The organism is Desulfosoma caldarium (genome assembly GCF_003751385.1).
Taxonomy (GTDB): Bacteria; Desulfobacterota; Syntrophobacteria; order Syntrophobacterales; family DSM-9756; genus Desulfosoma; species Desulfosoma caldarium.
Genome location: NZ_RJVA01000010.1, coordinates 367,115 through 379,607, shown reverse-complemented (window position 1 = coordinate 379,607; position 12,493 = coordinate 367,115). Strand labels below are relative to the sequence as shown.

The window sequence follows — 12,493 nt, the reverse complement described above, 5'->3', positions numbered from 1 at the left end:
GAAAAGTCGATCTTCAGAGTGCTTTACTGCCCCCGTTTGGCGTTGGGACACTCCCGCCCGAGGCCCCACAGAGCTCAAAGCGTGAAAAAAACGCATCCGTCGTATGGCTTGCACAAAAGACTGTTTCAAGGTTACTAAAGGACATTAAGGATTGGGGTAGGGAAAAGGTACGCATCGAAAGAAACCAGGCAACGACCATGGTCAACCTCAACGAATACGCCACGGAAAAGGTTACGGAAAAGGTTCTCGCCCTGGTGGGTGAAATCCCCACCTTCCCCCGTGCCGTCTCCCATCTCATGAAACAGCTCAAAGATCCAGACACCAGCCTTGAGGATATCTGCGCCACCATTTCCGGAGACCCTGGCCTATGCGTTCTGGTGCTGCGCCTCGCCAATTCGCCTCTCTATCGACCGGGTTTTTCCAATCCGACGACTTTGAGTATACCTCGAGCCGTCCAAATGCTTGGCCGAAAAATCATCGAATCGGCTGTGCTCAGCTACGCCCTGCGGGGTATGCTTCGGCGTTCATCCCTTGCGGAGAAACTTCTATGGGAACATGCCTTGGCCTGCGCCGTCATCGCCTCCGACATCGTGCGCCTCATAGGATCTAAGAACGTGGAGACCGCCTATGTGTGCGGGCTCTTGCATGATGTGGGCAAGACGGTGATGTGCCTAAGATTTCCGGAAACCATGCACGCCATTCTGGAAGACCAATACAACCAGTCCCAGGGCGAAGACGCAGCCATCTGCTCCGTGGCCATGGAAAAGGAGCATTTGGGCATCGACCACGCGCGCGTCGGCGCCGTCTGCCTTAATGTGTGGCAATGCGGCGAAGAGGCCGCCGTGGCCTGCGCCTACCATCATCGACCCAAGGACGTCCAAGGAAGATCCGTTTGGCCTGGCGTCATCCGCATCGCCGATATCCTGTGTCACAAAATGGAATACGGGCCCATTTGCCGGCCCATGCTGAACCTTGGCCCCGTGGAAAGAGCGCTGCGCATCAATGGCGCCGAAATGGCTCAATGCCTTGAGCGCTGGCGTGCCAAAATTGAGGAAACGTTTCAGGCCTTTGCCTGACCGCTTTTGACTCAATGCAGCCGCGGCCAAATCCACCGCCGATGGGATCAAACTCATAAGGCCACCCAAAGCGCCGGCCCGGAGATCCCCCATCTGTCGGGCCTGGCAAGGAACACTGGACTCGCACGAAAATGGACCAAAACAGGCCAAATGAAAAAGGCCCTTGAGCGGGCCTTTTCCGAATAAGCACTGTGGAGCGGGAGACGGGCTTCGAACCCGCGACCCTCAGCTTGGAAGGCTGATGCTCTAGCCAGCTGAGCTACTCCCGCACAAGCTAATTTCTTTTAACACAGGCCCCGTTGAACTTTCAACGAGAATTTTACCTTGCTTTTAACGCCAGAACGTGGGATTCGATTTCATGAAACATTGTTTGTCCATAACGTTTGGTTCATGGGTGCGCCTTGGCTGTGAATGACGTCGAAAGGAGGTCCCATGGAAAAGCATTTTCGAGAGATGATCGAGCAGGTGAACATGTTGGCCGTGTTCAAGGCCCGGCGTGTCGTGCAGCGCGTATTGCCTCGAACCCTTTTGGCTCGTTACGAAAGGTTGTGTGCGGATTTAGGGGCGGACGTGTATGTGAAGCATGAAAACCACTTACCCACCAATTCTTTTAAAGTGCGGGGTGCCGTCAATTTTATGGCCCACGTGACGCCAGAAGTGGAGCGGTCGGGCATTGTGGTGGCTACTCGGGGCAATCACGGCATGGCGGTGGCCTGGGCGGCGCGCGAAAAGGGCATCTTTTGCAACGTGGTGGTTCCGGAGGGTAACGATCCGGAAATAAACGCTGAGATTGCCTCCTACGGAGCGCAGCTCATCATCAAGGGAGCGGATTTTTACGAGGCGCAGGATTACTGCGAAGAATTGGCAGAAAACGCCGGCTATTATTACTTGAGGCAGGGCAATGATCCTCATCTGATAACCGGCACGGCGGTCATGGGCTTGGAGATTTTTGAAGAGCTGCCCGAGGTGGACACGATCCTCATGCCCATTGGAGGAGGCACTGGGTGTGCCGCTCTGGCCACGGTCATTCGCGGCATCAATCCACGCGTGGAACTCATCGGGGTTCAGGCGCACAATGTTCCGTCCTTCTACGAATCATGGAAGCGCAAAGAAAAGGTCACCGTGCCTTCGGCGTATACGGTGGCCGATGGGTTGGCGGCCCGATCGGTTTTTGAAGTGCCGTTTCTTCTTTTGAAGGATGTGGTTAGCGACGTGGTATTGCTGACGGAAGAGGAGTTGTTGGACGGGGTGCGTTTAGCTTTGCGCTACACGCACAATCTGGCGGAAGTGGCCGGGGCGGCGGCCTTGGCGGCGGCGTACAAGATTCGCGACCGGCTTGCGGGGAAAAAAGTGGTGGTAGTCATGACGGGTGGGAACATGACGTACGAGAGGTTGGAAAAGATTTTGGCCGGGCAGGCCGCGGCCTAACCCGAAGGGACTCTTGCGGAACACCGGCGAGAGCGTCGAGGGACCCCGTTCGCGCGCCAGCGCGGCGGCCAAGAAAGCACGGCTCGCGCGGACCGAGTGTGGAAAGGCCCATGGGGAAGCGGCACTGCGCTCAAGCCTGTTGCGGCGGGTGTCTTGCCTCCGATTTTTGAACGGCTCGCTCTAGGCGGCCGAACGGCATTCCAGCACCACTTTGTCCGCGCCGTCTTTTTCCTGCAAGAAGACATTGACCTGTTCATCGGATCGCGTTTTCAGTTCCAGACCCACGAAATGGGCGCAGATGGGCAGTTCGCGGTGTCCTCGATCCACCAGCGCGGCCACGCGCACTCTTTTCGGGCGGCCGTAATCCATCAAAGCGTCCAGGGCGGCTCGAATGGTCCGACCCGTAAAGAGGACATCGTCTACCAGCACGATATCTTTGTCTTCAAGGGAAAAAGGGAGCACCGTGGCGCGCACCTTAGGCTGGGTGTGCAGCCGAGACCAGTCGTCGCGGTAAAGGTTGATGTCGAGGGTCCCTATGGGGACGGACAGCCCGTAGAGATTTTTCAAGATGTGGCCCAGGCGTCGGGCCAGAAACACGCCACCGGTGTGAATGCCTACAAGGGCCAGGAGGGAAGGATCATCGGCTTCCTGATAAATTTCGCGGGCCATGCGTTCCAGAGCTCGGCTCATCGCGTCGCTTTCCATGACCAGGTGATGATGGGCTTGCACATTCATGGAGTTCTCTGCCATGTCGTGAAGGGAAAAGAAAAAGGCGCCATGCTTCCAGCGCCCGTGACGCACCAAAAGCGCCTGATTCACCAAAGCCAACCTAGGAAACATCGACGCCTTTGTCAACCATTTGAGCGAGGTGGTGTTGATCGGCGTTCTGCTTTCACTAAAACGATCGCTCACAGTCCACATGGAAGCTGTCAGTCCAGTCGAGGCCGTGCCACCGCCCCTTTTGGGCACCCGCTGTGCTTCTTGTCCCCTTCTTGACGAAAGAAGGAAACCTTTGCTAAGGGGGGCGCGAAGACCCAGCACATGGGCAGACACGCGATGAAAAGCCTCGCCGAAAAAGGAGATTTTTCATGGGGGCCAAGAAGATCAAGGTTCGCAAAAAGGATATGCAAAAGGCCGACGAGATTCTGAGTTTGTCACAACGGGTGTTGGAATGGGGGCGGCGTCACACAACCCTTATCCTGGGTGCCGTGGGAGGGCTTGTCGTGGTGGTTCTGGTCTCTTGGGCTGTGGAGGTACACTCGGACATGAAGGAGCGTCGAGCTCAAAGAGAACTGGCTGCCTTGTGGAGGGACACCGAAGCTTTGGATCCCAAAGATGAGGCGGCTCTAAACGAACATTTGAGCCGCCTGCAATCGGTGGCGGAAAAGCATGACGGGACGGCGGCTGCGGGCGGAGCTGCTTTGACCATGACGCGGCTGCTTTTTGAGAATGGCCGCTACGGTGAGGCTCTGCAGTGGTACGATCGAGCCGGGAAGAATTTTTCCAAAGAGGGCACCGTGGATATCATCATGAGCTACGGGCGAATGATGTGCCTGGAATCCTTGGGCCGAGTGGACGAGGCGCTCTCGGGCTGGGCGGCTCTGGCAGACACGGTGGAAGGAGGCTTGAAGCGGGAGGCTCTATGGCATCAGGCGCGTTTAACCGCCATCAAGGGAGACCGTGAAAAAGCCCGGCAGATTTATGATGCGGCTCTGGCCGTCAAGGGCTTTTATCCGGATGATGCCTTGTTGAGAGCAGAAAAAAGCCGCCTTTAGAAGGCACGAGCTCGAAGGTCGCTTTCACGGAAGGACACCTTGGGTTTTGCCTTGACACGAAACGTTCCCTTGGGTAAGGGACCGGAGTGAACATGCAGCGCAAGAGGACCTGACAAAGGCGCATAGCACGAAGGACAGGGGCCATCATGAAGCGGTTCTTTCACTTGGGCTTTATCGGCGATGAGGGGGGCTTCTTTTTTAGGGAGTCTACCCATGGCCGAGCGGGGTAGGTGAAAGGGCCCAGAGGAAAGCCCCGCCGAAGCGGGAAAACCAGCCATGGGTAGACGGAAACGGAACCCATGGCGAAAGGTCTTGAAAAAAAAGCCGTGGGTTCATGAAACCTGCGGCTTTTTTTTGTTTTCTTTACTTGAACGCGCACGGCATTCAAAGAACGAGGAGGACACCAGCAATGATCTACGACATGGAGTACGAAACCCTGCCCCGAGAGGCCTTGGAAGCCATTCAGCTCAGGCGCCTGCAGACGACGCTGCAACGCGTTTACGCCACGGTGCCTTTTTATCGAAAGCGCTTTGATGACGTGGGATTCAAGCCGTCGGATCTCAAGAGCTTGCAAGATCTTCGCCGCGTCCCTTTTACCACCAAGCAGGATCTTCGGGACAATTATCCCTACGGCCTTTTTGCCGTGCCCATGGAAAACGTGGTGCGCATTCACGCCTCTTCCGGCACCACGGGAAAACCCACCGTGGTCGGCTACACGGCGCGCGACATCGAAACCTGGGCCACCCTCATGGCACGTTCGCTTTCCGCCGCCGGGGCCACGCGTGGGGATATTATTCACAACGCATACGGTTACGGCCTGTTCACAGGCGGGCTAGGGGTCCATTACGGGGCGGAAAAACTGGGCGCGTCGGTCATTCCCATTTCCGGGGGAAACACCAAGCGCCAGATCATGATCATGAAAGACTTTGGGGCCACGATTCTCACCTGCACGCCGTCCTACGCGCTGCATCTGGCTGAAGTGGCCCGCGAAATGGGTGTGGACTTCGCAGACCTGAAATTCAAGGCGGGTCTTTTCGGCGCAGAACCCTGGTCGGAAAAGATGCGAGAGGAAATCGAAAGAAAGATGCACTTGAGCGCCCTGGACATCTACGGGCTCAGTGAAGTGATCGGCCCCGGCGTGGCGGTGGAATGTCTGGAAGCCAAAGCGGGCTTGCACATCTTTGAAGACCATTTCATTGCAGAAATCATTGATCCCAACACAGGAGAGGTGCTGCCGCCCGGATCCACGGGTGAGCTTGTCTTCACCTCCATCACCAAGGAAGCCTTTCCTGTGATTCGCTACCGCACGCGGGACATCACCAGCTTGAACCCTGAACCGTGCGTGTGCGGCCGAACCTTCGTCCGCATGAACCGCGTCAGCGGCCGAAGCGACGACATGCTCATCATTCGGGGCGTAAACGTGTTTCCGTCTCAGATCGAAAGTGTCCTCATGGAAATTCAGGGCGTCGAACCCCACTATCAGCTCATCGTGGACCGAGAAGACAATCTGGACAAGCTGACGGTTCTGGTTGAAGTGGGAGAATCCGCTTTTTCCGACAAGGTGAAAAGTCTTCAGGATCTGGAAAAGATGATCACCAAGAACATCAAGGAATATCTTGGGGTTTCGGCCAAGGTGAAACTGGTGGAACCCAAGACCATCGCTCGAAGCGAAGGGAAGGCCGTTCGCGTGATAGATAACAGGAAACTTTAATGGGCCCTAGAGAAAGGAGGCCGAGCATGCGAGTGGAGCAGATTTCCGTCTTCTTGGAAAACAAGGCGGGGCGCCTGGCGGAAGTGACGCGCATTTTGTCCGAAGCGGGCGTGAACATTCGAGCGCTGTCGTTGGCGGACACGTCCGATTTCGGCATCCTGCGCCTCATCGTCAATGACAACGAAAAGGCCAAAGAGGCTCTGAAAGCCAACGGTTTTACCGTGGGCAAGACCGATGTGGTGGCGGTGGAAGTGGAAGACCGTCCCGGAGGCTTGTACAAGATTTTGGACATTCTGCGCAAGGCGGGCATCAACGTGGAATACATGTACGCCTTTGTGCAGCAGAGTGGAAACAATGCGGTGATCATTTTCCGCTTTGACAATCTGGACGAAGCGGTGCGCGTGCTCATGGAAAACGGCGTCACCGTCATCAACGGCAGCAAGCTGTACACCATGTAGCGGGTGGCGTGGCGGCTCAAAGCCTTCGTGCGATGAAGTCGCGGGGAAGGGCGAGCCGCCGTTCATGAAGACAGGGTTAGAAAAAGGGGAGGAAGAGCGATGGAATGCAGAGCAAGACCGTGGGTTTCTTGGATGGCGGCGGCAGCGGTGATGCTGGGATGTATGGTGGGGCCCAAGGGCCTTTGGGGTGCCGAGCCGTACAAGATCGGAGGTGTTTTTTCCATCACGGGCTCTTCCTCGTTTCTCGGCGACCCCGAGAAGAAAAGCCTGGAGATGGCCGTTGAGGAGATCAACGCGCAGGGAGGCATTGACGGGCGACCGGTGGAAGCGGTGATCTATGACACGGAGGGAGATCCCACCAAAGCGGTCCTGGCCGTCAACAAGCTCATCAGTAAAGACAATGTGTTGGCCATCATCGGCCCCAGCCTAACGCCCACCACCTTGGCCGTGATGCCCATTGTGGAACGGGTTCAGGTACCGCTCATCAGTTGCGCCGCCGGTATTCAGATTGTGGAACCCGTCAAGCCTTACGTTTTCAAGACGGCCCAAAGCGATGTCCTGGCCGTGGCGACCATCTACAAGCACATGCACAAACACGGAATCAAAAAGATCGGCATTTTGTCGGTGACCAACGCCTTTGGTGTGAGCGGTCGCGATCAGCTGGTCAAGCAGGCTCCTGAATACGGCATCAAAATCGTCAAGGAAGAGGCCTATGGAGCCAACGATACGGACATGACGGCCCAGCTAACGAAGATCAAAGGGCAAAATCCGGACGCTGTGGTGTGCTGGGGCACCAATCCGGGGCCTGCGGTGGTGGCCAAGAACATGCGCCAGCTGGGGCTCACTTTCGCTCTGTATCAAAGCCATGGCGTGGCGTCGCCCAAGTTTATCGAACTAGCCGGCGAAGCGGCCGAAGGCATTCGTCTGCCTACGGGGAAGATTCTCGTGGCCGATCTCTTGCCGGCCTCTGATCCTCAAAAGGCCGTTTTGACCCGCTACATCGCCGAGTACACCAAGCGCTACGGCGGGGGCGTGTCCGGTTTCGGAGGCTACGCCTACGATGCCATGCACATGCTGGCCAAGGCCCTCAAGGGCACCGGTGGCGACAAGGCCAAGATTCGTGACAATCTGGAGAAGATTTCCGGCCATGTGGGCATCACCGGGGTGTTCACCATGACAGCTCAAGACCATAACGGCTTGGGGCCTGACGCGTTCGTCATGGTGGAAATTCGCAACGGTACCTGGAAGCTTTTGGATTGAAATAGGGCGCATCCAATACCATGAGTGAGTTCCTGCAGTTTTTTCTTACCGGCGTGACCACGGGGGCCATCTACGGGCTCATCGCCCTGGGCTTCAATGTGCTCTACAACGCCACGGACCTCATCAACTTTGCTCAAGGCGAATGGGTGATGTTGGGTGGCCTGGGTTTTTATACTCTGAGCGTGGCGCTGGGATGGCCCCTGGTGGCTGCCTTTGCCATAGCCGTGGTTCTGGTAGCCGTGCTGGGCCTTTGTCTGGAACGGATTGCGCTGCGGCCGGTCAAGAAACCGGAACCGATCACCCTCATCATCATCACCGTGGGCGCGAGCATTTTTCTTCGGGGGGTGGCCATGCGATTGTGGGGCAAGGATCCCTACAGCGTGCCGGCCCTGACGGCTTCGGTGAAACCCGTGCGAGTGCTGGGGGCGGCGCTCATGCCGCAAAGCCTGTGGATTTTGGGCATCGTGGTGGCCCTGATGACGGGCTTGCATCTTTTCGCCAAGCGCACTTTGAGCGGTAAGGCCATGGAAGCCTGTGCCATTCATCGACACGCCGCGTGGATTTTAGGCATTCCCAGCGAACGCATGGTGCTGTTGGCCTTTGGTCTAAGTGCCGCCTTGGGGGCTGTAGGTGGCGTGATCATCGCGCCCATCACCATGTGCAGTTACGATATGGGCACCATGCTGGGTCTCAAAGGTTTTTGTGCCGCCATGCTGGGAGGGCTGGGAAGCCATTGGGGGGCGGCCCTTGGAGGTGTTGTGCTGGGTGTGTTGGAATCCTTGGGTGTGGGCTATTTCTCTTCGGGCATCAAGGATGCCATTGCGTTCCTGGTTCTTTTGATCATTTTGATGGTGCGTCCGTCCGGGCTGTTGGGCGCTTCGGCGGTGAAACGGTTCTAGGGTTTGGTGAAGCAAAGGAGCGTCGGTGGGTTTCGAAAAAAGGCTGTGGTCGACCGCCGCGTTGGCCGTGGGGGTTGTGGCCGTCGGTTTTTGGGTTCACAACCCCTACACCCTGCAACTTCTCATTGTCATCGGCATTCACACCCTGTTGGCGCTGGGCTTGAACATGCTCATGGGCTATGCGGGGCAGATTTCTTTGGGGCATGCTGCTTTTTTTGGCTTGGGAGCCTACGGCACGGGCATTCTCACCACCCACTTTCAGTGGTCCCCATTGGCTGCGCTGCCCGTGGTCCTGGGGGCGGCGTGCCTCGTGGGCTATCTCATCGGGCGGCCTGTGCTTCGCCTTTCCGGCTATTACCTGGCCATGGGAACCTTGGGCTTGGGCATCATTGCCCATGTGATCTTTCGAGAATGGGACACTTACACCGGAGGGGCCTCAGGATTGGTGGGCATTCCTCCATTGGCCTTAGGGTTCATCACAGTGGAACTCGGCCGAAGCGGGTTTTACACTGTGTGGGCCACGGTGGTTTTGTTCTTGGTCTTGTGCGCTCGAGTGGTGGATTCACGCGTGGGCTGGGCGCTTCGAGCGCTTGGGGACAGTGAGGGCGGAGCGGCCGCCAGTGGCATCCATACGGCGCACTTCAAAGCCGTGATGTTTTCCTTCAGCGCCCTGATGGCCGCCTTGGCCGGATACCTTTATGCGCATCTTTTGGGGTTCATCAGCCCCAGTTCCTTTGATTTTCTCATGTCCATACGCATGGTCACCATGGTGGTCATCGGCGGCATGGCCAGTATTTGGGGTTCCTTGCTCGGCGCTTCGGTCATCACCCTGCTTCCGGAGTGGCTTCACGTGTTTTGCGATTATGAAATGATGGTCTACGGTCTGATTCTCATGGTGGTCATGATTTTTCTTCCCCAGGGACTCACGCGAGGCGTCCTAGATGCCGTGCAGCGCGCTCGGTCCCGCGCGCATCAATTATAGGGAAAGCGTTGTTGCGGGGGTGGGAGACGGTAGTGAGCGTAGGGGAGGCTTTTTTGAAAATTGACGGAGTTTGCAAGGCTTTTGGAGGCGTTCAGGCCTTGTATGAGGTTTCCTTTTCGGTGGCGCCCCGCCACATTCATGCCCTCATCGGACCCAACGGGGCCGGAAAGACCACCCTCTTCAATATCATCTCCGGCGCCTTCACTCCCGACAGAGGATCCGTGTTCCTGGACGGCGTGGCCATTCACGGTCGGCCCATGCACGAATTGGTGCGGCGCGGCATCGGACGAACCTTTCAGAACGTGGAACTTTTCAGCACTATGACCGTGCTGGAAAATGTCCTCGTAGGCTTCCACAGTCGAACCCGTTGCGGCTTGCTGGATGCCATGGTGCGCTGGCCGTGGGTGGGTCGCGAAGAGCGGTGGGCGCGACAACGGGCCATGGAACTCTTGGACATGGTCGGGCTGGCGAATGCCGCCCAGCGCATGGCCGTGGATTTACCCTTTGGATGGCAGCGCCTCGTCGAAATCGCGCGCGCTTTGGCCAGTGGTCCGAAGCTGCTGTTGTTGGATGAGCCCGCGGCCGGACTTAATGCCGTGGAAACGGAAAGATTGTCCCAGCTCGTGCAAAAGATCCGCTCTTTGGGCGTGACCGTGCTTTTGGTTGAACACGACATGAACCTCACCATGGATATCTGCGATCGCATCGTGGTTCTGGATCGGGGGCGCAAGCTGGCGGAAGGCACTCCTCGAGAAATTCAGGCCAGTGAGGCGGTGATGGAAGCCTATTTGGGAAAGAAACGCTAAAGAGCGGAAAGGCAGCTGGATTCTATGTTGGTGGTTCGCAACCTTCGAGCCGGCTACGGCCGCATTGAAGCCTTGCACGGCGCGAGCCTTTCCGTCAGGCGTGGGGAAATTGTGGCCCTGGTGGGCGCCAACGGGGCGGGGAAAAGCACATTGCTGAAGGCCGTGGCCGGTCTGATTGTTCCCTGGCATGGGGAAATCCTCATGGAGGATCGTCCTATCGCCGGCAAAAAACCGCCCGAGATCGTTGCGGCGGGTATCGGGCTGGTGCCCGAAGGGCGGTGGCTGTTTCCGCCCATGAGCGTCAGGGACAATCTGGTGCTTGGAGCTTACCTTCGTCTGCGCCGGGGGGACAAGGAAGGGGTCCGTCAGGATCTGGAACGCGTCTATGAGCTCTTTCCCATACTGGCTGAGCGGAAAGAACAACCGGCAGGTTCCCTTTCCGGAGGAGAACAGCAGATGCTGGCCATGGCTCGAGCCCTCATGAGCCGCCCCAAAATGCTGCTGCTCGACGAGCCTTCCACGGGCCTTGCCCCCCTGTTGGTGGAAAAGATTTTTGACATCATCGTGCAGCTCAATGCCGAAGGGATCACCTTTCTTCTTGTGGAACAAAATGCTCGAGCGGCTTTGACCATAGCTTCTCGAGGCTATGTTTTGGAGACCGGCCGCATGGTTCTGCAAGGGCGGGCTCAAGACCTGTTGGACGATCAAGAAGTCAAAAGGGCGTACCTGGGCAAGGATTATCGGGAATTTGCGGAGGGGAGGGCCTGATGGTCGATGTAAAGAACGGCAACGGAGAAGGGTGGTCACCTGAAGACCGACGGCAACAGCAGTTGGAGCAGCTTCAGGTTTCCTGCAATCGAGCGTATCGAAGCGTGCCGTTTTATCGCAACCGTTTTCAAGCCTTGGGCTTGTCCCCTCAGGACATCGGGAGCCTTGAAGACCTCAGGCGCCTTCCTTTTACCGAACGGCGTCATTTCATCGAGCACTATCCCTACGGGTTATTTGCCGTGCCCTTGCGGGACATCGTGCGCATTCATACGGCCCCGGGAGCCGCGGGTGGATTGACGGTGAGCGGCTACACCGCCAGGGACCTTAGAGTGTGGAAGGAATTGGTGGCCCGAGCGCTGCGAGCCGCGGGGGTGAGTGCCGACGATATTGTGCAGATTGTTTTGCATCCCGGTTTGGCCAACTGGGGCCGAGATTACAAGGACGGGGCCGAGGCGCTGCAGGCGGGGGTCATTCCCTTGAATGCTTTGCACATCAGCAAACAGATTTTGGTGCTTCGAGATTACAAGACGTCGGTGCTGGTCACAACGCCCAGCTCGGCCCTGCAGATGCAGGAACTCTTGTTTGCCGCCGACATCAATCCCAACGAACTGTCCCTCAAGACCTTGATCCTGGTGGGCGAACCGGCCGAACGCCCGGTGCGCCGGGCCATCGAAGACCATCTCCATGTGACCACCTGGCAACATTACGGACTGAGCGAAGTGCCCGGCCCGGCAGTGGCCTATGAGTGCGACGCCCATGAGGGACTGCATGTGGCCGAGGACCATTTCGCGGTGGAAGTGCTCAACCCCAAAACCCAGGAACCGGTGGCAGAAGGGGAGAGCGGGGAACTGGTGCTGACCAGTCTGACCATTCAGGCGTTTCCTTTGATTCGTTTTCGCACCGGCGACCTCGTGCGCGTGTTGAATGGACCATGTCCGTGCGGGCGAACCCTTCTTCGACTGGAATGGCTTCCGGAGCGCGTGGATGACCTTATGGTCATCCAAGGGGTCAAGATACAAAGGGACCAGGTGGCGGTTCGCGTCGCCCAGACCGTGGGCTTTGCGCCGCAGCGGCTTTCCGTGCATCTTGTGCAGCAAGGCGGCATCAAAGCCTTGGAAGTGCGCCTGGGCATGGAAGAGGCGCTTTTCAGCGACGAGATCAAAGAATTGGAACACCTGGTGCGAAAAACCGCCTTTGAACTGCGGCAGGAATTCGGTGTTCCCGTAGAAGTACGCCTCTTGGAAGGCCCAAGCGTCAAAGCGCAAGCCAGGGTGCCGGATCGAGAATAGTTCACGAATTGTCCGGCGTGCCTTGACGATCTTTAAGGAGG

General features: G+C 57.4%; 12 protein-coding genes and 1 tRNA gene. 11 read left to right on the top strand and 2 right to left on the bottom strand.

The features are described from left to right. The first annotated feature begins 197 nt into the window (after window positions 1–197). The gene (locus tag EDC27_RS04990; RefSeq protein WP_123289497.1) at window positions 198–1,076 is read left to right on the top strand and encodes an HDOD domain-containing protein; all 879 of its coding nucleotides are present in this window, start codon (window positions 198–200) and stop codon (window positions 1,074–1,076) included. A gap of 192 nt (window positions 1,077–1,268) precedes the next feature. Here EDC27_RS04990 and EDC27_RS04985 read toward each other — a convergent pair. After that, a tRNA-Gly gene (locus EDC27_RS04985) sits at window positions 1,269–1,345 on the bottom strand. A gap of 163 nt (window positions 1,346–1,508) precedes the next feature. Between EDC27_RS04985 and EDC27_RS04980 the strand changes: the two genes are divergently transcribed. Continuing rightward, window positions 1,509–2,504, top strand: a complete 996-nt coding sequence (locus tag EDC27_RS04980; protein ID WP_170161596.1) for a threonine ammonia-lyase — start codon at window positions 1,509–1,511, stop codon at window positions 2,502–2,504. Between the two features lie 180 nt (window positions 2,505–2,684). On the opposite strand, the gene pyrR is transcribed toward EDC27_RS04980, so the two are convergent. Then, the gene (gene pyrR / locus EDC27_RS04975; protein ID WP_245994273.1) at window positions 2,685–3,344 is read right to left on the bottom strand and encodes a bifunctional pyr operon transcriptional regulator/uracil phosphoribosyltransferase PyrR; all 660 of its coding nucleotides are present in this window, start codon (window positions 3,342–3,344) and stop codon (window positions 2,685–2,687) included. A gap of 248 nt (window positions 3,345–3,592) precedes the next feature. Here pyrR and EDC27_RS04970 point away from each other — a divergent pair, with 248 nt between their 5' ends. The 9 genes from EDC27_RS04970 to EDC27_RS04925 all read left to right on the top strand — a co-directional run bounded on the left by EDC27_RS04970 (window position 3,593) and on the right by EDC27_RS04925 (window position 12,452). Continuing rightward, the gene (locus tag EDC27_RS04970; RefSeq protein WP_123289495.1) at window positions 3,593–4,279 is read left to right on the top strand and encodes a tetratricopeptide repeat protein; all 687 of its coding nucleotides are present in this window, start codon (window positions 3,593–3,595) and stop codon (window positions 4,277–4,279) included. Between the two features lie 409 nt (window positions 4,280–4,688). Continuing rightward, window positions 4,689–5,990, top strand: coding sequence for a phenylacetate--CoA ligase family protein (locus EDC27_RS04960; RefSeq protein ID WP_123289493.1), 1,302 nt, complete (start codon window positions 4,689–4,691; stop codon window positions 5,988–5,990). 26 nt (window positions 5,991–6,016) lie between these two features. Then, window positions 6,017–6,448: an ACT domain-containing protein gene (locus EDC27_RS04955; RefSeq protein WP_123289492.1), complete on the top strand. Its 432-nt coding sequence runs from the start codon at window positions 6,017–6,019 to the stop codon at window positions 6,446–6,448. Window positions 6,449–6,547: 99 nt separating this feature from the next. Next, the gene (locus tag EDC27_RS04950; protein WP_170161595.1) at window positions 6,548–7,708 is read left to right on the top strand and encodes an ABC transporter substrate-binding protein; all 1,161 of its coding nucleotides are present in this window, start codon (window positions 6,548–6,550) and stop codon (window positions 7,706–7,708) included. Window positions 7,709–7,728: 20 nt separating this feature from the next. Continuing rightward, a complete protein-coding gene (locus EDC27_RS04945; protein WP_123289490.1) occupies window positions 7,729–8,607 on the top strand; it encodes a branched-chain amino acid ABC transporter permease in 879 nt (292 codons plus the stop codon). Window positions 8,608–8,632: 25 nt separating this feature from the next. Beyond that, on the top strand, window positions 8,633–9,589 hold the full coding sequence (locus EDC27_RS04940; protein WP_123289489.1) for a branched-chain amino acid ABC transporter permease: 957 nt from the start codon (window positions 8,633–8,635) through the stop codon (window positions 9,587–9,589). 53 nt (window positions 9,590–9,642) lie between these two features. After that, the gene (locus EDC27_RS04935) at window positions 9,643–10,395 is read left to right on the top strand and encodes an ABC transporter ATP-binding protein (protein ID WP_211334776.1); all 753 of its coding nucleotides are present in this window, start codon (window positions 9,643–9,645) and stop codon (window positions 10,393–10,395) included. 24 nt (window positions 10,396–10,419) lie between these two features. Then, window positions 10,420–11,163, top strand: coding sequence for an ABC transporter ATP-binding protein (locus tag EDC27_RS04930; RefSeq protein WP_123289487.1), 744 nt, complete (start codon window positions 10,420–10,422; stop codon window positions 11,161–11,163). Next, window positions 11,163–12,452, top strand: a complete 1,290-nt coding sequence (locus tag EDC27_RS04925) for a phenylacetate--CoA ligase family protein (protein WP_123289486.1) — start codon at window positions 11,163–11,165, stop codon at window positions 12,450–12,452. Before EDC27_RS04930 ends, EDC27_RS04925 begins: the two co-directional genes overlap by 1 nt. Window positions 12,453–12,493: the final 41 nt, after the last annotated feature.

Excerpts from the sequence above, each read along its gene's own strand:
- EDC27_RS04990 (WP_123289497.1), top strand. The coding sequence starts at position 198 with ATGGTCAACCTCAACGAATACGCCACGGAAAAGGTTACGGAAAAGGTT.
- pyrR (WP_245994273.1), bottom strand. The coding sequence starts at position 3,344 with ATGTTTCCTAGGTTGGCTTTGGTGAATCAGGCGCTTTTGGTGCGTCAC.
- EDC27_RS04950 (WP_170161595.1), top strand. The coding sequence starts at position 6,548 with ATGGAATGCAGAGCAAGACCGTGGGTTTCTTGGATGGCGGCGGCAGCG.
- EDC27_RS04980 (WP_170161596.1), top strand. The coding sequence starts at position 1,509 with ATGGAAAAGCATTTTCGAGAGATGATCGAGCAGGTGAACATGTTGGCC.
- EDC27_RS04960 (WP_123289493.1), top strand. The coding sequence starts at position 4,689 with ATGATCTACGACATGGAGTACGAAACCCTGCCCCGAGAGGCCTTGGAA.
- EDC27_RS04970 (WP_123289495.1), top strand. The coding sequence starts at position 3,593 with ATGGGGGCCAAGAAGATCAAGGTTCGCAAAAAGGATATGCAAAAGGCC.
- EDC27_RS04930 (WP_123289487.1), top strand. The coding sequence starts at position 10,420 with ATGTTGGTGGTTCGCAACCTTCGAGCCGGCTACGGCCGCATTGAAGCC.
- EDC27_RS04955 (WP_123289492.1), top strand. The coding sequence starts at position 6,017 with ATGCGAGTGGAGCAGATTTCCGTCTTCTTGGAAAACAAGGCGGGGCGC.
- EDC27_RS04945 (WP_123289490.1), top strand. The coding sequence starts at position 7,729 with ATGAGTGAGTTCCTGCAGTTTTTTCTTACCGGCGTGACCACGGGGGCC.
- EDC27_RS04925 (WP_123289486.1), top strand. The coding sequence starts at position 11,163 with ATGGTCGATGTAAAGAACGGCAACGGAGAAGGGTGGTCACCTGAAGAC.